This window comes from Spirosoma luteolum (genome assembly GCF_054778875.1).
Genome location: NZ_BAAGZE010000001.1, coordinates 113,095 through 134,989, shown reverse-complemented (window position 1 = coordinate 134,989; position 21,895 = coordinate 113,095). Strand labels below are relative to the sequence as shown.

Sequence of the window (21,895 nt, the reverse complement as noted above, 5' to 3'; positions counted from 1 at the left end):
GTGGTTTCTGATTGAGTGGTTGTGTGTATATAAACATCAGTCACTCAATCACAGAGTACATATTCACTCATTGAGCCAGAAACACCACTTCCTTGAACCCAAACAGGCGCGTAGTGCCCTGATGATCGATAGCTAGACGACCCATTTCGTCGACGCCCGTTATCGTGCCGTAAAAAGGCTTGCCGTCTGCTTCGAACAGGTGTTCTTCGCCAAACCGGTACAGGGTTTGCAGATAATCGGTACGCAGGCTGTCCCGCTGTCCGGAACGGAGTTGCAGGTAGCGGGCTTCCAGTTTTTCGCAGAGTTGGCTCAGTAAGCCCGGCAGGTTATAGCCATCGGGGAGGGGGGCCTGCTGCTGGAGCGATGTAGCGGTGGTGTAGCCAAATGCCATCTGGTTGATATTGAGTCCCATACCCACGATCGACCAGGCAATCTGCTGCCCCTGCAGTGTATTTTCGATTAGGATACCGCCCATCTTCTGCGTATCGACATAAACGTCGTTAGGCCACTTTACCCGTAAGAGGGGCGCCACATCGCCTAGCAGGGGGCGGAGCGTATCGTGTATGCCGAGCGATACGGCCATATTCAGCCAGAACTGCTCTGAGGCCCGAAGAAAGGAAGGCCTAAGTACCAGCGAACACGTCAGATTCTGGGCCGGCTGCGCTTCCCACACGTTGCCCCGCTGGCCGCGCCCTGCCGTTTGCTGATCCGTAATGATCACTAAACCCTCGGCTGCGTCGTCGCGGGCAATCAAATTGGCCGCTTCATCGTTGGTAGACTGACAGCTTGGCAGGTAATAGGTTATTTGTCCGGCGAAAAGCGTTTTGGGATAGATTTTGTACAAAACTTTGTTTAGATTAGTAAGCGATGAGCCGAACCATGGTGCAGCAGGCCCGACCAGTCCTGATCGGTACTGTACCCGCTGAGTGGCCCGTTGTGCAATGTTAAACCGAAAGCATGAGAATTAAGCCAAATAGTGAGTTTACCCCCGAGCAGATGCGTGACTTCGTCGTACGCGGTATGCAGGAGAAAAAAGGGCAGGACATCGTTGTGATGGACCTGCGCAAAGTAAAAAATGCGATCTGCGATTTTTTTGTGCTCTGTTCAGGCACATCTGATACTCAGATCGATGCCATCTCGACGTCAGTTGAGGAGGAAGTGTACAAGCTAAGCAAGCAGGACCCCTGGCATAAAGAAGGAAAGCTCAACCGGGAGTGGATTCTGCTCGACTATGTCGATGTAGTGGCCCACGTTTTCAAGAAAGAGCGTCGTCAGTTTTATGACCTCGAGCAGCTCTGGGGCGATGCTGAGATCCAGTACATTTCCGACGATACGGCCGTTGCCAGCCACTAACCCAAACCCGTTGTTTTCGTCCGCTTGTGGTTGTATCAGGCCGTCTGTACCAACCCCGTCGTTGTGGAAACATTAGCCGGTAACCCGGTGTTAATTTTTAAAATCCGTTCGTACAACCTGAGGAAATGTCAGAAAACAACAATAAAAACCCACTATCACCACGCGGAGGGAGCCGGAAGCCAAACTTTCAGGGTTGGATTGTCGCTCTGCTGATTGCCGCCATTCTGGGCATCACGTTCTTCAACAAGAGTTCAGCTACCCGTGAGATTTCGCAGAAGCGATTCGAACGGATGGTGAAGGACCGGGAAGTAGCCGATGTCGTTGTGGTCAATGACCGCATTGCCGAGGTTACGCTTACGCAGCAGGCTGCGCAGAGCACCAAGTACCGGAACCTGTTTACCGATAAGCCTTACTTTGGTACCAGCCACGGACCGCATTTTCAGTTCCAGATCGCTTCTTCGGAGTCGTTTAAGAAAGACCTCGATCAGATGCAGCAGGGCATACCGGACAACGAAAAGGTGGAGTACCGATTCGAAAGCCGAAATGACCTGGGCAGTATCATCAGCACCTGGGGTTTCCTGATTGTCATGATCCTGGCCATGTACTTCCTGCTGGGTCGGGTATCAGGGGCCGGTGGACCCGGTGGCCAGATCTTCAACATTGGTAAGTCGAAAGCGGCTCTGTTCGATGCCGACAGCAAAGTTCGGATCACATTCAACGACGTAGCCGGCCTTGATGAAGCCAAGGAGGAGATCAAGGAGATTGTCGACTACCTGAAGAACCCCACCAAGTTTACCAAACTGGGCGCCAAAATTCCGAAAGGGGCACTGCTGATTGGCCCTCCTGGTACGGGTAAGACGCTGCTGGCCAAAGCCGTTGCCGGTGAGGCTGGTGTACCGTTCTTCTCGCTGTCGGGCTCCGATTTTGTCGAGATGTTTGTTGGGGTAGGTGCCGCCCGGGTGCGTGACTTGTTCAAACAGGCGAAAGAAAAAGCGCCCTGTATCATCTTTATCGATGAGATCGATGCCGTTGGTCGGTCGCGGGGGCGGGGCTCGATGCCCGGTGCCAACGATGAGCGCGAGAACACGCTGAACTCACTGCTGGTTGAAATGGATGGGTTTGCGACCGATTCGGGAATCATTATCCTGGCCGCTACCAACCGCCCCGACGTGCTGGATTCTGCTCTGCAGCGTCCGGGCCGATTCGACCGTCAGATCAGTATCGACAAACCCGATATCGTTGGCCGCGAAGCCATCTTCCGGGTCCACCTGAAGCCGATTACGCTGGCTGCCGATGTTGACCCGAAAGAACTGGCTGCTCAGACACCTGGCTTTGCCGGTGCCGAGATTGCTAACGTCTGTAACGAAGCCGCTCTCATTGCTGCCCGTAGCGACAAAGAAGCGGTGGACATGAAAGACTTCCAGGATGCGATGGATCGTGTAATTGGTGGTCTGGAGAAGAAAAACAAGATTATCTCGCCCGAAGAGAAAGAGATCGTTGCTTACCATGAAGCCGGTCATGCCGTAGCAGGCTGGTTCCTGGAGTTTGCCGATCCGCTCGTGAAGGTAACGATCGTGCCCCGTGGCGTTGCCGCACTGGGGTATGCGCAATATCTGCCGCGCGAACAGTACCTGTACCGGACCGAACAGCTTATGGACGAGATGTGCATGGCGCTGGGTGGCCGGGCTGCCGAAGACCTGATTTTTGGTAAAGTATCGACCGGTGCACTGAGCGATCTGGAGCGGATCACCAAGCTGGCGTATAGCATGGTAACCATGTACGGTATGAACGACAAGATCGGTAATGTGTCGTTCTACGACTCGAAGCAATCGGATTATGCGTTCAACAAACCGTATTCGGAAGAAACGGCCAAGCATATCGATGAAGAGGTTCGTAAAATCGTTGATATTGCTTACACCCGCACTAAAGGGTTGCTGAGTGATAAACGCGAAGCGCTTGAGATCATCGCCAAAGAACTGCTGTCGAAAGAAATTTTGTACCAGAACGATCTGGTCCGGCTGATCGGCAAACGGCCATTCGAACGCGAAACGGTTTACCAGGCCTATAAAAACAAAGGCGTAGCGGAAGAAATCAAAGAAGAAATCGGCAAAGAGTCGAAGCCTTCGGAGACCGAACCGCAGGAAACGCTGCCAACGCTTTAATTGGCGTCGGCCAACCGGAAAAAGGGGCTCCCTGCCGTAGCAGAGAGCCCCTTTTTCGTTGAACGCAAAAAATGCCTAGCGCTTGCCCAGCTCGATAATCTGCATATCCTGCGTTTTGGTATTGTGCAGGGTAAAGCGAACGGCCGTTCTGACAAGGTGAAAGCCTGAGCGTCCAGCTGCGCCAGGGTTGATAAACAGCATATTGTTCATAGACGGGTCGCGGAGCACCTTTAGAATATGTGAGTGGCCGCATACAAATAGGTTAGGCGGGTTGAGCTGCAGATTGGGCCGTACGATGGGGTTATAGCGCGGGGGTGCTCCGCCAATGTGCGTCATCCAGATATCAAGGCCTTCGAGTTGAAACCGCTGGTGCGAAGGCAGGTCCTGCGTTTCGTTATCGATGTTGCCACACACCACCCGTAAGGGCTTAAAATCGATGAGTTGCCGTGTTACGGTCAGGTTGCCTACATCGCCAGCGTGCCATACCTCGTCACAGTCCTTGAAATAGTGGAAGATCTGCTCGTCGAGGTAACCATGCGTGTCTGATAGAAGGCCGATGCGTGTCATAAAGCAAATGGGTTAGGTACAGGGTGGCAGAGCTAGGCATTCAGTATCTGATCTTTCATTTCAGAGCGAATGCGTTTCTTGTCGAGCTTACCCACACTGGTTTTGGGTATCTCGGCAACAAACAGGATATGATCGGGCAGATACCATTTGTTGAGATGGCCATTTTCGATCTTATGCCGCAACAGGTCGCGAAGGGCATCGGCGGTGAGGGTCACGCCGGGGCGCAGCACCACCAGCGCATGGGGGCGTTCGCCCCAACGCTCATCGGGTAACCCGACAACGGCCGCTTCGGCAATGCCATCCACCTGCGACAACAGGTTTTCAATATCGAGCGACGAAACCCACTCGCCCCCAGTCTTTATGACATCCTTGGTGCGGTCCGACACCAGGACCCAGTTGTCGGGCGTGATGCTGGCCACATCGCCGGTGTGGAGCCAGCCCCCTTTCCAGAGGTCGGCACTTCGCTCGGGATCGTTGTAATAGCCCTGTGTCATCCAGGGGCCGCGCGATACAATTTCGCCCAGTGCCTGCCCGTCATGGGCCACAAAATTGCCGGAGTCATCCATAAGCCGCATCTCCACGAAGGGGGCAATCCGCCCCGCCCGGGTGCGCAGATCGAGTTGCTGATCGAGGGGTTGCCCGCGCTCCAGGTCGTTCAGCTGTGTGATCGACATGATGGGGGCCGTTTCAGACATGCCGTAGCCCTGATACACCTGAATGCCGAGTTCGAGGGCCGCTTTGGCCAGACCGCGTGTCAGAGCGGAGCCGCCAATGATGACCTTCCAGCGCGACAGGTCAACCTGTTTGGCCACGGGACTGTTGACCAGCATGGTCAGGATCGTAGGTACACAGTGCGACAGGGTTACGTTTTCGCGGAGCAGCAGTTTCAGCAACAGTTCGGGCTCGTAGCGACCCGGATAGACCTGCCGCGTCGACAGCATGGTGGCCAGGTATGGAAAACCCCACGCGTGGACGTGGAACATGGGCGTGATGGGCATGTACACATCGGTTACCGATGAGAACGGCACGGCCTGATACCCGCAGACGTACGTTGCCAGCCCCATAGTATGCATAAACAGCTGCCGGTGGGAGAAATAAACCCCCTTTGGGTTGCCGGTGGTGCCGGTCGTGTAGAAGGTAGTTGCCCAGGTATTTTCGTCGAAGTCGGGAAAATCGTACTGGTCCGACTCGTCGCGCAGGGCCGACTCGTACTCGCAGGCGAAACCCGGCGGCACCTGTCCCACGGCATTCAGGTCGGTGTACACTTTATCGGACAAAATGACATAATGCTGTACGGTGGTCAGCTGGTCTTGAATGGCGTCCAGAATAGGCAGAAAATCTTCATGAATCAGCACGACCTTATCTTCGGCGTGGTTCATGGTATAGAGAATCTGCGCCGGTGACAACCGGACGTTGATCGTGTGCAGGATGGCACCAATGGCCGGAACACCGAAAAAACATTCGAGGTAGCGATGACTGTCCCAGTCGAATACGGCAACCGTGTCGCCCGCAACAACGCCCAGATTGGTGAGCATGTTGGCCAGCCGACGGCAGCGTTTGTTGAACTCGACATAGTTCATGCGGAACAGGTCCCGGTATATGATTTCGCGCTGCGGTTCATACTTAAGCGACTGAGCCAGCAGGTTTTTGATCAGCATGGGTGGCTCGTAGGCTTCGTCGGTGCGCGGAATCAGTTTGGTCTTGATCATGGCTATCTACGGTATCGGTTCTGTAAGAATCCGAAGGTACGATTGAACGATGGAAAGAGAAAGGGCTGCCCGTAAAACGTCAGGGCATGTAAAAGACCTCGGTCAGGGGCTCCGAAACGGGCGATAAGTCGGGGTTGGTTTCCATCAGATCAGCCATGTAGGCCCACCAGCGCTGCACAATATCGGTTTGGCCCAGCGCCTGCGACCCACTGCCGCTGACTGTCTGAACGGCAAAAAGCGTGTCGGTTTGCTCATCCAGGAAAATACGGTACTCGCTAATGCCGGCATCGTGCAGGAGGGTTACCAACTCGGGCCAGATGGCCGCGTGGCGTTGCTGATAGGCAGCCCGACAGCCGGGCTTAAGCTTCATACGGAAGGCAATGGTGCGCATGGTTTTGTGAGAATGGTTTGTAATTTACGGGCTTTTCGGGCAGACAAAAAGATCGGCTGAGTTGCCAAATGTACGCATCGGACGCTGGCTGTGCCGCTTGTATGGGTACAAACAACCCCTGCCTCATGACCACACCATGCGTATTGTACCCTTTGAAATTCCCCGTGAGCCGAATCAGGCGATACGGGTTCATGTCAGCGAAGGTCCTCACTTTTACGACAGTCTGCACCAGCATCCCGAAATACAGATCACGCTGATTCAGTCGGGCTCGGGCTTACTGCTGACCGACGACTGCATGGTCACATTCGGGCCCGGCGACGTTTATGTGCTGGGCGAACAGCTACCCCACGTGTTTCGCTGCGAGCAGGCGTACTACGAAGCGCCCGCCCGGGAGCCGGTTCGGTCTGTATCTGTTTTCTTCAATTACACGTGTCTGGGCGAACCATTCTGGCAGACCACCGAAATGCGGGAGGTCAGAAAATTGATGCAGCTGGCTGCTCATGGCCTGGTCGTTCGCGGCCATACCCGGGTGCTGGCTGCCGATGGGCTGGAACAGCTGACCAAACTGGAAGGGTTGCCAAGGCTGCTCCAGTTCTTAAACCTGTTACAACTGCTTGTCTGCGATGCCGATATCGCTTCGCTCACCGTTGCACCGAAAAACCGGGTAAACGACATGACCGCCAGCCGGCGCATGCAGGAAGTGCTGCACTTCACGTTTGAGAATAGCCACCGCAGGATCGCGCTGGCCGAGGTGGCCCAGGTCGCACAGCTTAGCCCGGAGTCATTTTGCCGTTACTTCAAACTGCATACGGGTAAGACGTACCTCGCCTATCTCTACGAGGTACGGATTGCCCACGCCTGCCGGCTGCTGCTCAATACCGATAAGCTGGTATCAGTCATCAGCCGGGAAGTGGGTTTCAATACGCTGTCTAATTTCAATCGGGTGTTTGTGCGCCAGATGCGGCAAACGCCCGTCCAGTATGCACTGACGGGTAAAGCCACCCGCCGGTAGCTGGCCAAGCGGAGTCAGACGGTACCGACGGGTGAGGGGCGCGATCAACGCAACGTGTCGCGTTTGGGTTTGCCGAGCGGCACCGATACGCCAAAGGCCCGGGGGCTGGCCGGCGGACTGGTTCGGCGCCGTTTGCCCGAGGGCGTAGTTGGTTCGGCCGATGCCCCCGGATTGGGGGGCGACTGCATAAGCGTACCGGGGGCCGACAGGGGCGAGTCGACGCCCGGCGGCACAACGGGCTGGGTTTGTGATCGGGCGGGCGCGGGCCGACGGGTGGTGTCGGTCTGGGCGTAGCTGGTCAGGGCCGCGCAGCAGAGAAACGAAAGCAGGAGCAGACGCATAGGGGTAGGGGGCATAACGAGTGAGTAAACACCTCTATAACGCATTTGCCGCCTGTTTGGCCCAAAACCCGCCGGAGTGGTTCGGCTCGACCACCCCCGGCCTACAACCGCTGACTCAGCACATAGTAATTGGCGTCGACAGTAAGGGTTTTGGCGTTGCTGGCCGGCAGGGTCTGCCATTGGGTCGTAGGGGTCAGGCGCTGGTAAGGCCCCGACTCGTCGAAGCATACACTGAGCGGCATCTGAAAGCCCGGTACAACCCGATTCCAGCGGTATTGAAAGCCCCCCTTCACGGCGCGGTACTCAAACACCGGAATACGGGTGTCGCGCAGGTACTGGTCGAAAATCGGTTTGAGTGTCAGCCCGGTTTGCTGGCTCATGTAGGTTTCGATCTGGGCCGTCGTTACGGTCTGGTGGTAGAAGGTTTTGTTGAGACCGCGCAGCAGCCCCCGCCACGTCTCGTCGTTGCCAACCAGTTGCCGGATAGTATGCAGCATGTTACCGCCTTTGTAGTACATATCGCCCGATCCCGACCGATTGACGTTGTAAGTGCCGATGATAGGCCGGTCATTCCGAATCAAAGCACGGCAGCCAATCACATACTGTGCCCCGGCCGTTTTGCCGTGGTAGTACTCGGTAAACAAACTCTCCGAGTAGTTGGTGAAGCTTTCATGAATCCACATGTCGGCCACATCTTTATAGGTAATGTTGTTGGCGAACCACTCGTGTCCCGATTCGTGAACAATGATAAAATCCCAGAGCAGCCCCCAGCCCGTACGCGATAGGTCGCGACCCCGGTAGCCATTGCGGAAGCCGTTGCCGTAAGTCACCGAACTCTGGTGTTCCATGCCCAGGTAGGGCGCTTCAACGAGTTTGTAACCGTCTTCGTAGAATGGGTAGGGGCCAAACCAGTGCTCAAAGGCTTTAAGCATAAGCGGCACCTGTTTGAACTGCGTCCGGGCCGAATCGCCGTGCGTGGGCAGTGCGTAATAGTCGACCGAAAGGGGGCCTTTCTCACCGGCATAAACCTCGCTCCAGTGCTCGAAATGACCAATGTTGAGGTTCACGCCGTAGTTATTGATTGGATTCCGAACGTACCAGTCGAACGTGCGGGTATGATCGGCGTTGGTGGTGGTCCGGCGGAGCCGCCCGTTCGACACATCCATCAGATCGTCGGGTACGGTTACGCTGATCGCCATCGAGTCGGGTTCATCGTAGAGGTGGTCTTTGCAGGGCCACCACGAACTGGCGCCCAGCCCCTGGTTGGCCGTGGCAATAAACCAGGCGCCGGTGGCATCGCGCGACCAGACCAGCCCGCCCTCCCAGGGGGGCATTTTGGCCACCTGGGGCTTACCCGTATAGCGCACCACAATGGCTTCCTGCCGGCCGGCCTGCTGCCGCTTGGTGAGCGTAATAAAATACGCGTCGCCATCGCGCCGAACCGACAGCGGCTGTCCGTCCTGCTCGGCCCCGAGTAGCTGCATGGGCGCCTGCAGGTCGATCTGCAGCACCTGACCCGGTTTCAGTACGCGGTACCGTATCTCGTTGGAGCCGGTCAGGGTACTGTCGCGCGGTTCTACCCGAACACTGAGGTGGTAAAAAGCCAGATCCCACCAGGCCCGCTGGGGCGTGACGGAGCCGCGCAGGGTATCGGCGTGCGTAAAAGACGCCTGCTGCGCCAGCAGGCGGCCCGATAGCAGGAGCAGGCAACTAACAAGGGCGATTGAACGAATCATTGGGGTACCGGAACGGTGGGTAAGTCGGCCAATAAACCCCCACCGGCGCTGCAGGCAGACCGGCGGGGGCAACGAAATAGGGTTAGCGGGCCCCGGGAGGGCAGTACTGTTTCAGGTAATTGGTGTACAGCGTTCGCAGGTGCTGGTTGGTACCGGGCCCTTCCGAAATGCCGTGCGACCGGTTCGGATAAGGCATGATCTGAAACTGCCTGTTGTGTTTCACCAGCTCGTTGATCAGTACTTCGGCGTTGTCGTAGTGCACGTTGTCGTCGCCTGTACCGTGAATGTAAAGCAGATTCCCGCGCAGGTTCTTGGCGTAGGTGATGGGGGAGCCGGCTACAAAATCCTCGCGGTTTTCCTGGGGCAGTCCCATGTACCGTTCCTGGTAGATGTTGTCGTAGAACAGCTGGTTACCCACGGCGGCAATGGCAATACCGGTTTTGTAGAGGTCCGGGTGCTGGAACAGCAGGTGCAGGGTGGTCGAACCGCCACCGCTCCAGCCCCACACGGCCACCCGACTGCTGTCGAGGTAGGCATGCTGGCTCAGTAGCTTGCGGGCGCCCATGGCCTGATCGCGGATGTTGAGCCGGCCAATCTGCCGATAGATCGACTTGCGCCAGGCTGTTCCTTTCAGGTTGGGCGTGCCCCGGTTGTCGAGTGCCACATACACGTAGCCGGCTTTGGTAATATCGCCTTCGAACAGGCCGTTGCGACCCACCGAAAATACGTCGTCGACAGTACTGCCGGCCGGTTCGCCGTATACGTAGAAAACAACCGGGTATTTTTTGGTACTGTCGAAATCGGCAGGGCGGGCCATCCAGCCGTCGAGCGTTACGTTGTCGTCGGTGGTGAGGGTAAAGAACCGCACGTTCGACTTATCGACGGGTTTCATGCGGGCGGCAATACTTTCCTGGGCGTTGAGGGGCTTATGATCGGGCAGGCTGACCCACTCGCGCACAGCGGGGGTCTGGTAGTTGTTGAAGGTGTGCATGGCCAGCCGACCGTTGGGCGACAGCATATAGGTGTGGGTGCCGGCCAGCCCCTGGGGCGTTACGCGCTCCGCTTTGCCTTTGCCATCGAGCCGCACCCGGTACAGGTACCGTTGCGTGGGCCGGTCGGGCGAGGCAATGAAATACACCTGTTTGCCCGCTTCGTCGATATGCGTCAGTGTGGCCACGTCGTAGGCGCCGGGCGTGAGCAGGGTTTCCTGTTTGCCGTCGATACTGATGCGGTACAGGTGACGCCAGCCGTCTTTCTCAGACATCCACATAAAGGCTTTACCGCCGTCGAGCCATTCCCAGCCGCTCGGGTCGCCCCCGTTCCAGCGCCCCTTCACATCGATCCAGGTCGTGTTGGTTTCGGTATGAATGGGGTTGGCCGCGCCCGTGGCCGGGTTGCAGACAAACACAATGCTCTGGTTCTGTTTGCGGTTCAGCTGCTCTACAATCAGGCTGTTGCCCGTCGGCAGCCACTCCATACGGGGCAGGTAGTGCTGCTGCGGATCGCCGGGCAGGTTCAGCCAGCGGGTAGCTCCGCCCGTAGCCGCCACAAGGCCGATGCGGGCCGGCGACGGATTTTCGCCCACCTTCGGGTATTCGACCGGCACCACGTGCGAATAGGCCGAATCCGTGGTGTTGAGCATTAGATAATCGCGGATCTTGCTGGCGTCGACCTGCCAGTAGGCCAGCTGTTTGCTGTCGGGACTCCACCGGAACCCATCGCGGCAGCCAAATTCTTCTTCGTAGGCCCAGTCGAAGGTGCCGTTGATGAGCCGGCTGGTGCCATCGGTTGTCAGGGGGGTGATGCGGCCCGTAGCAACCTCTTCGGCATACAGGTTATGCTCGCTCACGTAGGCTACCTGCCGGCCGTCGGGCGAGAGTTTGGCAAACTGCAGCGACTGGGCCGGCCGGCCTTTGCCCACCGGTCGCAGGGCGCCGGTAGCCCGGTTCAGCAGGTAATAGTCGCCCCGGGTGTTGTAGCGCCATACCCGGGCCGTATTGGTGAAGATAAGGATCGTGCTGCTGTCGGCCGAGAACGAAAAGTCGGCTACGGGCAGAGGCTTGTCGCTACCGGGCAGTTTAAACACATCGGGGGCCAGAAACGGTGTTTTCTGGCTGGTGCGTACATCGGTCCGGACAAGTGTGCCGGGTTCGGCCGAGATAAGGCTGGTGCCGCCGGCGGCCCAGTGGGACTGCCGGCCTGGAATCTGGGCCGTTGCCAGGAGGGTAGTGAGGGCAAGGCCAGCGGTAAGAAGAAGCGGAGATGAAGCTGATCGAATCACAAAAAAGGGCCTGATGGATGGAGAAGAGACAAAAGTAAGCGCTTTTGCCACTGACGACCGTAGAAAAATGATAAGAGGTGGTACAATCCGGATCCGGCCGGTTTTTACTACTTTCGCCCACCTCCCTCCGGGAAGGAGGTGGTAAAACGGCCCGCAGCAGGCAGGCCAGCCGTTTGCCACCGCCGTTAGCTGTTCAGCGACTATGAAAAACGACAACCCGCCGACTGCCGATACGCAGGCCGTTATCGACCGTATTGCCGCTATTGGCAGCCCAAAAATAAAGTATGCCTTTGCCGATATCGACGGCGTGCTCCGGGGTAAAATTATTAGCCAGCAAAAGTTTCTGGACGGGCTGACCGATGGCTACGGTTTCTGCGATGTGGTCTGGGGCTGGGATTGTGCCGACGTACCCTACGACAACGGTGCCGTAACGGGCTGGCAGTCGGGCTACCCCGATGCGTCCGTCCGGCTCGACCTGGGCACGCTTCGCCAGTTGCCGTGGGAGGACGATCTGCCGTTTTTTCTGGCCGATTTCAGCGGAGCCGGCAATGGATCTGACTTGCCGGCCTGCCCCCGTAGTCTGCTCAAACGCGTAGCCGCGCAGGCCCGCGCCATGGGCTACCACGCCGAATATGCGCAGGAGTTCGAATGGTTCAACTTCCGCGAAACCCCCCATAGTCTGCAGCAGAAAGGGTTCCGGCAGCTCGAACCGCTCACCCCCGGTATGTTTGGGTACTCCATCCTGCGCCCGTCGCTCGAACAGGCGTTCAACCGCGATCTGTTCGACTGGCTGACCCGGTTCGACATTCCGCTCGAAGGGCTGCATACCGAAACCGGGCCGGGCGTTTACGAGGCCGCCATCCTGCACGACGAAGTGCTGCGGGCGGCCGACAAGGCGGTGCTGTTTAAAACGGCGGTCAAAGAAATTGCTTACCGGCACGGGATCGTGGCTACGTTTATGGCCAAATGGAACGCCGATCTGCCGGGTTGCAGCGGCCATATTCACCAGAGTCTATGGACGCCTGACCGGAGCCGCAACCTGTTTTTCGACGCCGGCCAGCCCGATCGGATGAGCCCGCTGATGCGGCAGTTCATTGCCGGCCAGCTTTACTGCCTGCCGCACATTACCCCCCTGTTTGCGCCAACCATCAACAGCTACAAACGGCTGGTCGAAGGTGCCTGGGCGCCTACCACGGTTACCTGGTCGATCGATAACCGTACCACGGCCCTGCGGGTGCTCAACCGCAGCGAAGCCTACACGCGGGTCGAACACCGGGTGTCGGGTGCCGATACCAATCCCTATCTGGCGCTGGCAGCCGCGCTGGCGTCGGGGCTTTATGGCATCCGCCATGGCCTGACGCTCGATGCCGAGGCATCGGTGGGCAATGGCTATGCCGATACTCGCAACGGCACCCTACCCGGCAGCCTGGCCGAAGCGACCCGAAAGATGGCCCAGTCGCCGGTGGCCAATGAACTGTTCGGTGCGGAATTTGTCGATTATTATACCCGCACCCGCGACTGGGAGGCCCGGCAATATGCCCGGCAGGTCAGCGACTGGGAGCTGAAGCGGTACTTCGAAATTATCTGATTATGCGTCTCGTCGATTATCCCACTATTATACGGGCTGCCTGGGCCGGCTTCGACGCATCGGTGTCGATCGAGTCGATTCAGGATATCAGCGCCAAGGTATCGACCAACCACGTCTTCAAAGTTACCTTCGACGATGGTACGGTCATTATTGCCAAGCTTTCCTACTTCGGCACCTACGAGCAGTTCGTCGATGACCACCGGATCATCCATGCCCTGTCCAACAACCTGCTTTATCCGTTCGAGAACGTGCTGGCCAAATCGCTCGTGCGCGACGGGCAGGTCTATACCTACCGGCACCGCGATGGCTTTGTAGATGCCTGGGTCGTGTTCTATAACCCCATCCGGAGCGTGGCCCGGCTGCCCCGCCGGCTCGACGAAACCCATATTCGTCGGCTGGGGCGCGAGATTGCCCTGTTTCACAAGGCGTGCTCGCGGGTAAGTCCGGTACTGCCCAAAACCTCCAAAACGCTGCGGTCGGATATCTGGGATCTGCTTGATATTCTGGATACCGAGACCGGACAGTTCGAGCATCGGATGCATATTGCCGAGCTGCGCCGGCAGTGCGATACCTTCCTGCAGAACCGGCAGCAGCTGGTGGCCGGATCGGTCGAAACCATGCCCGTGTTTGTCGACTGGAACATTGGCAACTTCTCGGTCACCGAAAACCTCGAACTGTATTCGCGCTGGGATTACGACTGGTTTCGAATCAGTTACCGGGTGCTGGATTTCTACTTTTTCAGCCGTGTCGTGTCCGATATTGGCGACCGGACGGTGTTCAGCTACCACATCGGTCCGCTGATGGAAGACCGGTTCATCCTGTTTCTGCAGGAATACCACAAGATCTACCCACTCACCGAAAATGAAATCCGGTTTTTGCCCGAGGCCTACCGGTTTTTCATTCTCAACTACGTCATCAAATACGGTCGGTACTTCTTTCACCGCACCTATGCTATCAAGCTCCAGCGCGAAGCCTACGAATTGTATTTCCCCTCGATCGACACCTTCGATGTCGACAAACTACTGCGGGCGCTGGGGTTCTGATACCCTGGCTCCGCTGTGTAATGTTTCCGAATTTACTCCCCCTTTGTATGCAACTGGTTGATTTTAAAGATGTAGCCGAGAAGTACAGTGTTATTTTTTTCGATGCGTTTGGCGTACTGAAAAATTCGGAAGGTATTCTGCCGGACATCCAGCAAACCTTCGACTGGATGCGGGAACAGGGGAAAGAGTTTTACGTGCTCACCAACGATGCCTCGCGGGGACCGCAGGAACTGGCCGAATCGTACTATCGACAGGGCTTCTACGCCATCACGCCCGACCGCATCATCTCGTCGGGAATGCTGGCCCGCGAGTACCTCGATCTGAAAGTTCACCACGGTACGGTAGCGTACCTGGGCACCGCCAGCTCGGCCCACTACCTCGAAACCGCCGATCTCCGAACGATGCCCATCAGCGAAGTCGACCTGAAAGACGTGGCCGACATCAACGCACTGGTACTGCTCGACGATGAAGGGTTCGACTGGAACACCGACCTTAAGAAAACGGTCAATCTGCTTCGCAAACGCAATATTCCGGTTATCGTTGCCAATACCGATGCCACCTATCCGGTTTCCAAGACCCGCATTGCCATTGCCATTGGTGCGGTGGCTAAAATGATCGAGGGCATCGTGGGCAAGAAGTTTATCCGGTTCGGCAAGCCCGACGCGCAGCTCTTCATGTTTGCTTACGAGCGCGTGCAGGCGGTGGCGCCGTCGATTACCAAACGCGATGTGCTCATGGTGGGCGATACCCTGACAACCGATATTCTGGGGGGCAACAAGTTTGGCCTGGATACGGTGCTGGTGCTGACCGGCAACACCCAGCCAGAAGATGCCGAAGTGCTCATTCGCAGTACGGGCATCATTCCGACCTACGTCTGTGAATCGGTCGTGAGCGGCATGTAGACGAATGGGATGGGCAATCAGCCGAAGCCCCGATGGTACAGCCTGTACCAACGAACAAGGGGCGCTGCCAGCAGTTGGCAGCGCCCCTCGGTTTATTTAATGAATCGGGCTGGTTAGAGCAGCAATCCCGCCAGCGTTGCCGACATATAGGAAGCGAGCGTGCCGCAAATCAGGGCCTTGAAACCAAGCTTGGCCAGGTCGGTTCGGCGGGAGGGCGCCAGTTCACCGATACCACCGATCTGGATGGCAATCGACGAGAAATTGGCAAAGCCGCACAGGGCAAAGCTCGTAATGGCTACGGTTTTGGGGTCGAGCGTGGGTTTGAGCTTCACCAGATCGATATAGGCGACAAACTCATTCACAACCATTTTGGTACCCATCAGGGCGCCGGCTGCTTCAACATCTTTGTTCGGAACCCCCATGGCCCAGGCAAAAATGGAGAACAGCTTGCCCAGCATGAAATTCAGGCTCAGCTGCGGAAAACCGGCCAGGCTGCCTGCCTTCCCCAGAATCATGTCGATAAGGGCAATCAGCGCAATAAAGCCGATCAGCATGGCCACTACGTTGAGCCCCACTTTCAGCCCCTCGCTGGCGCCACTGGCAATGGCATCGACGAGGTTGGCATGCGTTTTCTTAATATCGAGTTTGACTTCGCCCCGCGTGGTCGATACTTCGGTTTCGGGAAACACGATCTTGCTGATAACCAGCGCACCCGGCGCGGCCATGATGCTGGCCGCCAGCAGGTAGGGGGCGGGTACACCCAGCGAGATATACACGGCCAGCACGCCCCCGGCAATACACGCAAAACTGCCCGCCATGGAGGCCAGCAGCTCGGAATTGGTCATAGACGCAATGTAGGGCTTGATCATGATCTGGGCTTCCACCTGGCCCACAAACGTACTGGCTACGTTCGAGAGGGCTTCGGCACCACTCACGCCCATGAGCCACTTCATCACGCGGGCCATAACGGCGACCACACGTTGCATAATGCCCAGGTAGTAGAAAATATTGACCAGCACCGCCACCAGAATAATGGTCGGGATAACCTTGAAGAAGAAAACAAAATCGTTGCCACTGCCGAAGGCACGGGTCATCAGGTCACGCTTGACCAGCGAGCCAAAGACAAACTCGGCGCCCTTGTCGGCGTTTTCGAGCGTTTTATTGACCAGAAAGCCAAGCTTGTTGAAAACCCGCTGGCCGAGTTCGGTTTTGAGTACGAAGACCGCCAGCCCAAACTGGAGCGCCAGCCCGACGCCAACCGTGCGGTAATTAATGGCTTTGCGGTTGTTGGACATGGCGAATGCGATGCCCAGAATAAGAACGATGCCAATCAGGCCGGTAAAACGATCCATCCAGCGAGTACAGAGTTGCAGTTAAGGGGACGAAGATACAACAAAAAGGGGCATCCGCAGTTACCAACGCCACTATGGTATGCATACATACCAGTCGAGCCGAACAACCAGCAGGTTATTCGGCTCGACCGGGTAGGCGGGTAGCGCAGCGGGCGCTCGCGGCCTGACTAAATATTGGCAATGGCGCGTTCAGCGTTTTCCTGGTACTCTTCTTCCAGCTTGGCCACTTCGGCGGGTTTCTGGGCGGGATCGAACAGGCGGGCCTGCAGGGCCTCTTTCTCGGTCACCTCGAAAAACAGCTCGTGGATATTCACCGGCTGACCACCTTCCGGCACGTCGCATTTGGTGAAGCTGCCATCTTCGTTCAGCTCGTAGGCGTTGACCGTATCGCGCAGGTTTTCCTGCAGGATCAGCACAGCCTGCTGTTTCACCCGTGGATCGGCCAGGAAAAATAGCGATTCGATACGCCGGTCGAAACTCCGCACCATCACATCGGCGCTACCGCCGTAGACCTTGGCGTCGCCGTTGTTGTGAAAGTAATAGATACGGGTGTGCTCCAGAAAATCGCCTACAATCGAGCGTACACTGATGTTTTCGCTCAGCCCCTGCCGTTTGGGGCGCAGGCAGCAGATACTCCGCACAATCAGCCGGATGGGTACGCCCACCTGCGAAGCCTTGTACAACTCGTCGATCACCTGCTTGTCTTCGAGCGAGTTGACCTTGATGCAGATGCCACTGGGCAGCCCGCGCTGCGCATTGTCGGCTTCGATCCGGATCAGCCGCAGTAGCTGCTCGCGCATGTCGCGCGGAGCCGTAATGAGATACTGATACTCGTTGGGCAGCGAGTGGCCGGTAATTACGTTGAAAAACTCCGAGATGTCGTGCGTGTAGGTCTCGTTGGTCGTCAGCAGGCCAATATCGGTATAGAGTTTCGAAGTGTCTTCGTTGTAGTTGCCGGTGGCCATATGGGCGTAGCGCACCACCCGGCTTCCTTCGTTCCGCACTACCAGCAGCAACTTGGTGTGGGTTTTGTAACGGCTGATGCCGTAGATCACAAAGCAACCCGCTTTCTGCAGGCGCTGGGCCTCACGGATGTTGTTTTCTTCGTCGAACCGGGCTTTTACCTCAAACAATACTGACACGTGCTTGCCGTTTTCGGCCGCTTTAAGCAGGGCTTCGGTAATGCGCGACCGCTTAGCCAGCCGGTACACCGTGATCTTGATGGCCAGTACGTTGGGGTCTTCGGCCGATTGCTCCAGCAGCTGCAGCACCGGTTCGAAGTTATTGTAGGGGTGATGCAGCAGCACATCGCGCTGCCGGATCGTTTCGAAAATATCGTCGTTTTTGTCGCGGCTGATGCCCATGGGCGCTACCGGCGCGTGGGGGCGGGGCATGCCTTCCTTAAACTCCGGATGACCGATCAGCTGCCAGAAGGCCGTAAAGTCGAGCAGCGTTTTCGATTCGAAGATGTTCAGATCGTCGATTTCCCAGCGCTTTTTCAGCAGACTCATCATCCAGGGCGAGCTGACCTGACCGTTGCAGTCGGTCTGCACTTCCACCCGCGTCACCCGGCCCAGCCGGCGGTTCTTGATTTTCTGCCGTACCTCGTCGATGAAGTCGACTTCGTCGTCGTCGTTTTCGTCGAGGGTGAAATCACCATTTCGGGTAATCCGGAAGAGATTGACCGACTCGATCTCAACGTTGCGGTAAAGTTTCTTGATATTGTGGCGCACCACCTCCTCGATGGGCAGAAACACCATCACATCGTCGCGCTCGAACGACAGGAAGCGCGGCAGGTTGGCCGGAATCTGCACAAACGACAGCCGTTGCCGGTTGTCTTCGTCGTCCGAACGCAGGCTCTGCAGGTTGGCTCCGTCGGTATTGTGCGTGACTACGCCGAAAATAAGCACCTTGGCCAGCAGTACCGGAAAAGTGTGGGTGTAGTCGTAGAGCATCGGCGTCAGCGTCGGGTAAATCGCCTTGTCGAAATAAGCAGTGGCTTCGGTTTGCTCCTCAGGCGTGAGGGCTTCGAAATCGGTGAGCTGCAGCCCGTTTTCCGAAAAAAGCGGCAGCAGTTCGTCGTTGAACACCTGCTGCTGGTCGCGTACAAACTGCTGCGCTGTCGAGAGCAGCGTTTTGCGGAAGGGCACTTCGCGCAGGCCCGAGTAATCGATTCGCTGTTTGTGGTAGTCGAGGTAATTGTAGAGACTGCCCACGCGAATCATGAAAAACTCGTCGAGGTTCGAGGCCGAGATCGCCAGAAACTTCAGCCGTTCCATGAGTGTGCGGTTGCGCAGGGGAGCCAGCCGGCTCCGGGCCTGATCGAGCACCCTCTCATTGAATTTTAGCCAGCTCAGGTCGCGGCTGAGGTAGTCGCTCTGGTCGATTACACTCGTTACTTTTTCGCTTACTTTCGGCATCTTATCGGTAGGCTGGGGCGTATCGGGCGTTGACGACACTCGCTGCGTGATGCGGGAGACCAGGCTGCCCAGCATCGTGCGGTTGAGGTTTTCTGAATAGCGCATAGGGTTCAAACAGTCTTTAACAACAAAAAGGCGGACTAGAAAGCCCGCCTTGTGTTATCATTCGGTTAAATATCCACTCGGGCATATTTGGCGTTTCGTTCAATAAAGTCACGGCGGGGCGCAACCTCATCACCCATCAGGGTCGAAAATACGTGGTCGGCATCGGCGGCCGATTCGACCGTGACGATTTTAAGCGACCGCGTGTCGGGGTTCATGGTGGTGCTCCAGAGCTGCTCGGCGTTCATTTCGCCAAGACCTTTGTAGCGCTGCACACTCACATTTTCCTCCCGACCGCCACCGGCCAGTTCTTTCACTGCGGCCTCGCGCTGGGCTTCAGTCCAGCAGTAGCGCTCTTCCTTACCTTTCTTGATCAGATAGAGCGGGGGCTGCGCGATGTAAATATAGCCGTTGTCGATCAGCGCCTTCATGTTGCGGTAGAACAGCGTCAGAATAAGCGTTCGGATGTGGCTGCCGTCGACGTCGGCATCGGTCATGATAATGATTTTGTGATACCGGAGCTTATCCAGGTTCATCACCGTCTCATCGTCTTTTTTCTCCAGCCGAACCCCGAGGGCCGTCCAGATATTCTTGATCTCCTCGTTTTCGTAGATCTTGTGTTCGAGGGCTTTCTCCACGTTCAGAATCTTACCGCGCAGCGGCAGAATAGCCTGAAAGGCCCGGTTACGACCCTGCTTGGCGGTACCGCCGGCCGAGTCGCCCTCAACCAGATAGAGCTCACACTTTTCGGGATCGGTGTCGGAGCAGTCGGCCAGTTTGCCGGGGAGCCCCATGCCGCCCATAAAGTCTTTGCGCTCGGTCATGATGCGCTTATAGGCCAGGTCGGCCGCAATCCGCGCCTGAGCCGACACCAGCACTTTTTTGACAATGCCCTGCGCCGTTTTGGGGTTCTCTTCGAGCCACGTTTCGAGCAGGTCGGTCATGGCCTGGCTAACGGCGCTCACCACATCCTGGTTACCCAGTTTGGTTTTGGTCTGTCCTTCAAACTGCGGCTCCTGTACTTTCACTGAGATAACGGCGGTAAGGCCCTTCCGGAAATCTTCGCCCGTGAAAGTGACTTTCCCGCTGTTTTTGGGCAGCACACCGGGATTTTTATCGGCGTAGTTTTTCAGCACCCGCGTCAGGGCCGTTCGGAAACCCTGTACGTGCGTACCCCCCTCGTGGGTGTTGATGTTGTTGACGTACGAAAGCACGTTCTCGCCGGCTTCGTAGTTATACACCAGGGCAACCTGCACGGGGGTCGAGCCTTTGTCCGACTCCATGTAAACGGGTTTCATACCGTCGAGCGGGGGGCGGGTCTCATCGAGAAACTGCACAAACTCAACCAGACCGCCTTCCGAGAAGAAGTCGTCCTGTCGCAGGGGCTGGCCGTTTTCGTCGAGCTCGCGGTTGTCGTTGAGGAAAATATGGATGCCTTTGTTGAGGTACGCCAGTTCGCGAAGCCGGCCGGCAATGGTATCGTACTTGTAAACCGTTTCGGTGAAGATCGTATCGTCGGGTTTGAACCGGACAATGGTACCGTGGTCCTCGGTGTCGCCAATGACCCGTACCGGATACTGGGGCGCGCCGATTTTATACTCCTGTTCGAATACTTTGCCTTCCCGGTGCACTTCGACCCGCAGGTCGGTCGACAGGGCGTTTACGCAGGATACCCCCACGCCGTGCAGCCCGCCCGATACCTTGTAGGTGTCTTTGTCGAATTTACCGCCGGCGTGCAGCACGGTCATCACCACCTGCAGGGCCGAAACGCCCATTTTGGTGTTGATGCCGGTTGGAATACCCCGGCCGTTATCCTGTACCGTAATCGAATTGTCAGGGTTGATGGTAACGGTGATCTTGTCGCAGTAGCCGGCCAGTGCTTCATCGATCGAGTTGTCGACGACTTCCCAGATCAGGTGGTGAAGACCACGGATACCCACGTCGCCAATGTACATGGCAGGACGCTTACGAACGGCTTCCAGCCCCTCCAGGACAGTGATATTATCGGCACCGTAGTTGCCGTTGGGATTGCTCTGAACGGGTGCTTCTGCTTCAGTCAGTTCGTTGGTCATATTGGAATCAAATAATGTCAGACAATCTGTTGATCAGGGCCTGAAAACCGACAGAATCGGTTGCCTGTTACAGATTGTAAAAATACAAAAAAAAAGACTCTTTTCCTACCCAAATCGGCTCTTTCCGCCCCGAAAAGAAAGCGGTGCTTTCGGAAGGCCAGATACGCTGTTTGGCGCACTGCCGGCCCTGCAACCGGGCTCTGCGGTCGGCCGGAGTCTGATTTCGACGCGACCGGCGCACGGCTGGTTGTGCAACCGGATGCAAAACCCGACTTCCTGAAAAAGTATTATTGCCGACGCCCGCCATGTGTCAGGTGGTCAGGGTGTTTCGGTCTCCGCGGCTGCCAAAAAAACAAACCGCCGGATGGCTGAATCCGGCGGCTGAGCGGGCAGGTAAAACCGGCGGATTAGTCTTCCGGATAGGGAATATACACAAAGCCGGCAAAGTCGCCGTGGACTACAAACAGGCAGGCGTATTCGTCGGGCTTTTTATAGTTTTCTTTCCACAGATCGACTGATTCGGCACCGATCAGTTCCCGCTGTACAAACTCGTCGAGCAGGGAGGCCCGGTAGTTCCATTTGTTCTCCATCTCGTCGGCTGCAATGAGCAGCTGCCCTACCGGCACCTCGCGCCGGGAAGCCACGAATACGGGAAAATCGGAGAAGCCCCGCTGCCGAATCTGGTAGGATGCTTCCTTGAGGGTGTCGGCCACTTTCACAAAGTCCGACGATATGATACCCATCAGCTCTTTATTGACGTCGTAGGAATTGGCGTCGTCGAGCAGTGTGTTTTCGTTGCTGTGATTGATCATCGGTTGTTGGTTTAAAGTATACAGTTTACGGTTTTCAGAGGGAAACGGCCAT

Annotated in this window: 17 protein-coding genes; 6 read left to right on the top strand and 11 right to left on the bottom strand. The window is 56.8% G+C overall.

Going from position 1 to position 21,895, the window contains the following annotated elements; genetic code table 11:
- Window positions 1–67: 67 nt before the first annotated feature.
- Window positions 68–844: a biotin--[acetyl-CoA-carboxylase] ligase gene (locus ACYVAC_RS00635; RefSeq protein WP_461095605.1), complete on the bottom strand. Its 777-nt coding sequence runs from the start codon at window positions 842–844 to the stop codon at window positions 68–70.
- Between the two features lie 113 nt (window positions 845–957).
- On the opposite strand from ACYVAC_RS00635, the gene rsfS reads away from it, so the two are divergent.
- Together rsfS and ftsH are read left to right on the top strand one after the other, a co-directional pair.
- A complete protein-coding gene (rsfS, locus tag ACYVAC_RS00630) occupies window positions 958–1,353 on the top strand; it encodes a ribosome silencing factor (protein WP_461095604.1) in 396 nt (131 codons plus the stop codon).
- 125 nt (window positions 1,354–1,478) lie between these two features.
- Window positions 1,479–3,515 carry an ATP-dependent zinc metalloprotease FtsH gene (gene ftsH, locus ACYVAC_RS00625; RefSeq protein WP_461095603.1) on the top strand — a complete coding sequence of 679 codons (2,037 nt, stop codon included), beginning with the start codon at window positions 1,479–1,481 and terminating at the stop codon, window positions 3,513–3,515.
- A 75-nt stretch (window positions 3,516–3,590) separates the two neighbouring features.
- Here ftsH and ACYVAC_RS00620 read toward each other — a convergent pair whose 3' ends face one another.
- The 3 genes from ACYVAC_RS00620 to rhaM form a co-directional block, all read right to left on the bottom strand.
- A complete protein-coding gene (locus ACYVAC_RS00620; protein ID WP_461095602.1) occupies window positions 3,591–4,082 on the bottom strand; it encodes a metallophosphoesterase family protein in 492 nt (163 codons plus the stop codon).
- A 32-nt stretch (window positions 4,083–4,114) separates the two neighbouring features.
- On the bottom strand, window positions 4,115–5,791 hold the full coding sequence (locus tag ACYVAC_RS00615) for a fatty acid--CoA ligase (RefSeq protein WP_461095601.1): 1,677 nt from the start codon (window positions 5,789–5,791) through the stop codon (window positions 4,115–4,117).
- 79 nt (window positions 5,792–5,870) lie between these two features.
- Complete coding sequence (gene rhaM, locus ACYVAC_RS00610; RefSeq protein ID WP_461095600.1) at window positions 5,871–6,182, bottom strand: L-rhamnose mutarotase; 312 nt, start codon at window positions 6,180–6,182, stop codon at window positions 5,871–5,873.
- Between the two features lie 136 nt (window positions 6,183–6,318).
- Here rhaM and ACYVAC_RS00605 point away from each other — a divergent pair, with 136 nt between their 5' ends.
- Complete coding sequence (locus ACYVAC_RS00605; protein WP_461095599.1) at window positions 6,319–7,194, top strand: AraC family transcriptional regulator; 876 nt, start codon at window positions 6,319–6,321, stop codon at window positions 7,192–7,194.
- 44 nt (window positions 7,195–7,238) lie between these two features.
- Here ACYVAC_RS00605 and ACYVAC_RS00600 read toward each other — a convergent pair whose 3' ends face one another.
- The 3 genes from ACYVAC_RS00600 to ACYVAC_RS00590 all read right to left on the bottom strand — a co-directional run bounded on the left by ACYVAC_RS00600 (window position 7,239) and on the right by ACYVAC_RS00590 (window position 11,552).
- On the bottom strand, window positions 7,239–7,535 hold the full coding sequence (locus ACYVAC_RS00600; RefSeq protein WP_461095598.1) for a hypothetical protein: 297 nt from the start codon (window positions 7,533–7,535) through the stop codon (window positions 7,239–7,241).
- Window positions 7,536–7,636: 101 nt separating this feature from the next.
- Window positions 7,637–9,271, bottom strand: a complete 1,635-nt coding sequence (locus tag ACYVAC_RS00595) for a M1 family metallopeptidase (protein ID WP_461095597.1) — start codon at window positions 9,269–9,271, stop codon at window positions 7,637–7,639.
- An 82-nt stretch (window positions 9,272–9,353) separates the two neighbouring features.
- Window positions 9,354–11,552: a S9 family peptidase gene (locus ACYVAC_RS00590; protein WP_461095596.1), complete on the bottom strand. Its 2,199-nt coding sequence runs from the start codon at window positions 11,550–11,552 to the stop codon at window positions 9,354–9,356.
- Between the two features lie 202 nt (window positions 11,553–11,754).
- Here ACYVAC_RS00590 and ACYVAC_RS00585 point away from each other — a divergent pair, with 202 nt between their 5' ends.
- The 3 genes from ACYVAC_RS00585 to ACYVAC_RS00575 are packed head-to-tail and all read left to right on the top strand — an operon-like array spanning window position 11,755 to window position 15,085.
- Complete coding sequence (locus ACYVAC_RS00585; protein WP_461095595.1) at window positions 11,755–13,140, top strand: glutamine synthetase family protein; 1,386 nt, start codon at window positions 11,755–11,757, stop codon at window positions 13,138–13,140.
- A gap of 2 nt (window positions 13,141–13,142) precedes the next feature.
- Window positions 13,143–14,183, top strand: coding sequence for an aminoglycoside phosphotransferase/kinase family protein (locus ACYVAC_RS00580; protein WP_461095594.1), 1,041 nt, complete (start codon window positions 13,143–13,145; stop codon window positions 14,181–14,183).
- A gap of 47 nt (window positions 14,184–14,230) precedes the next feature.
- Window positions 14,231–15,085, top strand: a complete 855-nt coding sequence (locus ACYVAC_RS00575; RefSeq protein ID WP_461095593.1) for a TIGR01459 family HAD-type hydrolase — start codon at window positions 14,231–14,233, stop codon at window positions 15,083–15,085.
- Window positions 15,086–15,198: 113 nt separating this feature from the next.
- Here the strand turns inward: ACYVAC_RS00575 and ACYVAC_RS00570 are convergent, their stop codons facing one another.
- The 4 genes from ACYVAC_RS00570 to ACYVAC_RS00555 form a co-directional block, all read right to left on the bottom strand.
- Window positions 15,199–16,437: a NupC/NupG family nucleoside CNT transporter gene (locus tag ACYVAC_RS00570; RefSeq protein WP_461095592.1), complete on the bottom strand. Its 1,239-nt coding sequence runs from the start codon at window positions 16,435–16,437 to the stop codon at window positions 15,199–15,201.
- A 167-nt stretch (window positions 16,438–16,604) separates the two neighbouring features.
- Window positions 16,605–18,962: a polyphosphate kinase 1 gene (ppk1, locus tag ACYVAC_RS00565; RefSeq protein ID WP_461095591.1), complete on the bottom strand. Its 2,358-nt coding sequence runs from the start codon at window positions 18,960–18,962 to the stop codon at window positions 16,605–16,607.
- Between the two features lie 65 nt (window positions 18,963–19,027).
- Window positions 19,028–21,031 carry a DNA topoisomerase (ATP-hydrolyzing) subunit B gene (gene gyrB / locus ACYVAC_RS00560; protein ID WP_461095589.1) on the bottom strand — a complete coding sequence of 668 codons (2,004 nt, stop codon included), beginning with the start codon at window positions 21,029–21,031 and terminating at the stop codon, window positions 19,028–19,030.
- A gap of 407 nt (window positions 21,032–21,438) precedes the next feature.
- The gene (locus ACYVAC_RS00555; RefSeq protein WP_461095588.1) at window positions 21,439–21,843 is read right to left on the bottom strand and encodes a hypothetical protein; all 405 of its coding nucleotides are present in this window, start codon (window positions 21,841–21,843) and stop codon (window positions 21,439–21,441) included.
- Window positions 21,844–21,895: the final 52 nt, after the last annotated feature.

Bases quoted from the DNA above. Each gene is read 5' to 3' on its own strand.
- ACYVAC_RS00555 (WP_461095588.1), bottom strand. From the start codon at position 21,843: ATGATCAATCACAGCAACGAAAACACACTGCTCGACGACGCCAATTCC.
- ftsH (WP_461095603.1), top strand. From the start codon at position 1,479: ATGTCAGAAAACAACAATAAAAACCCACTATCACCACGCGGAGGGAGC.
- ACYVAC_RS00620 (WP_461095602.1), bottom strand. From the start codon at position 4,082: ATGACACGCATCGGCCTTCTATCAGACACGCATGGTTACCTCGACGAG.
- ACYVAC_RS00605 (WP_461095599.1), top strand. From the start codon at position 6,319: ATGCGTATTGTACCCTTTGAAATTCCCCGTGAGCCGAATCAGGCGATA.
- ACYVAC_RS00595 (WP_461095597.1), bottom strand. From the start codon at position 9,271: ATGATTCGTTCAATCGCCCTTGTTAGTTGCCTGCTCCTGCTATCGGGC.
- ppk1 (WP_461095591.1), bottom strand. From the start codon at position 18,962: ATGCGCTATTCAGAAAACCTCAACCGCACGATGCTGGGCAGCCTGGTC.
- ACYVAC_RS00580 (WP_461095594.1), top strand. From the start codon at position 13,143: ATGCGTCTCGTCGATTATCCCACTATTATACGGGCTGCCTGGGCCGGC.
- ACYVAC_RS00615 (WP_461095601.1), bottom strand. From the start codon at position 5,791: ATGATCAAGACCAAACTGATTCCGCGCACCGACGAAGCCTACGAGCCA.
- ACYVAC_RS00570 (WP_461095592.1), bottom strand. From the start codon at position 16,437: ATGGATCGTTTTACCGGCCTGATTGGCATCGTTCTTATTCTGGGCATC.
- rsfS (WP_461095604.1), top strand. From the start codon at position 958: ATGAGAATTAAGCCAAATAGTGAGTTTACCCCCGAGCAGATGCGTGAC.
- ACYVAC_RS00600 (WP_461095598.1), bottom strand. From the start codon at position 7,535: ATGCGTCTGCTCCTGCTTTCGTTTCTCTGCTGCGCGGCCCTGACCAGC.
- rhaM (WP_461095600.1), bottom strand. From the start codon at position 6,182: ATGCGCACCATTGCCTTCCGTATGAAGCTTAAGCCCGGCTGTCGGGCT.
- ACYVAC_RS00575 (WP_461095593.1), top strand. From the start codon at position 14,231: ATGCAACTGGTTGATTTTAAAGATGTAGCCGAGAAGTACAGTGTTATT.
- ACYVAC_RS00585 (WP_461095595.1), top strand. From the start codon at position 11,755: ATGAAAAACGACAACCCGCCGACTGCCGATACGCAGGCCGTTATCGAC.
- gyrB (WP_461095589.1), bottom strand. From the start codon at position 21,031: ATGACCAACGAACTGACTGAAGCAGAAGCACCCGTTCAGAGCAATCCC.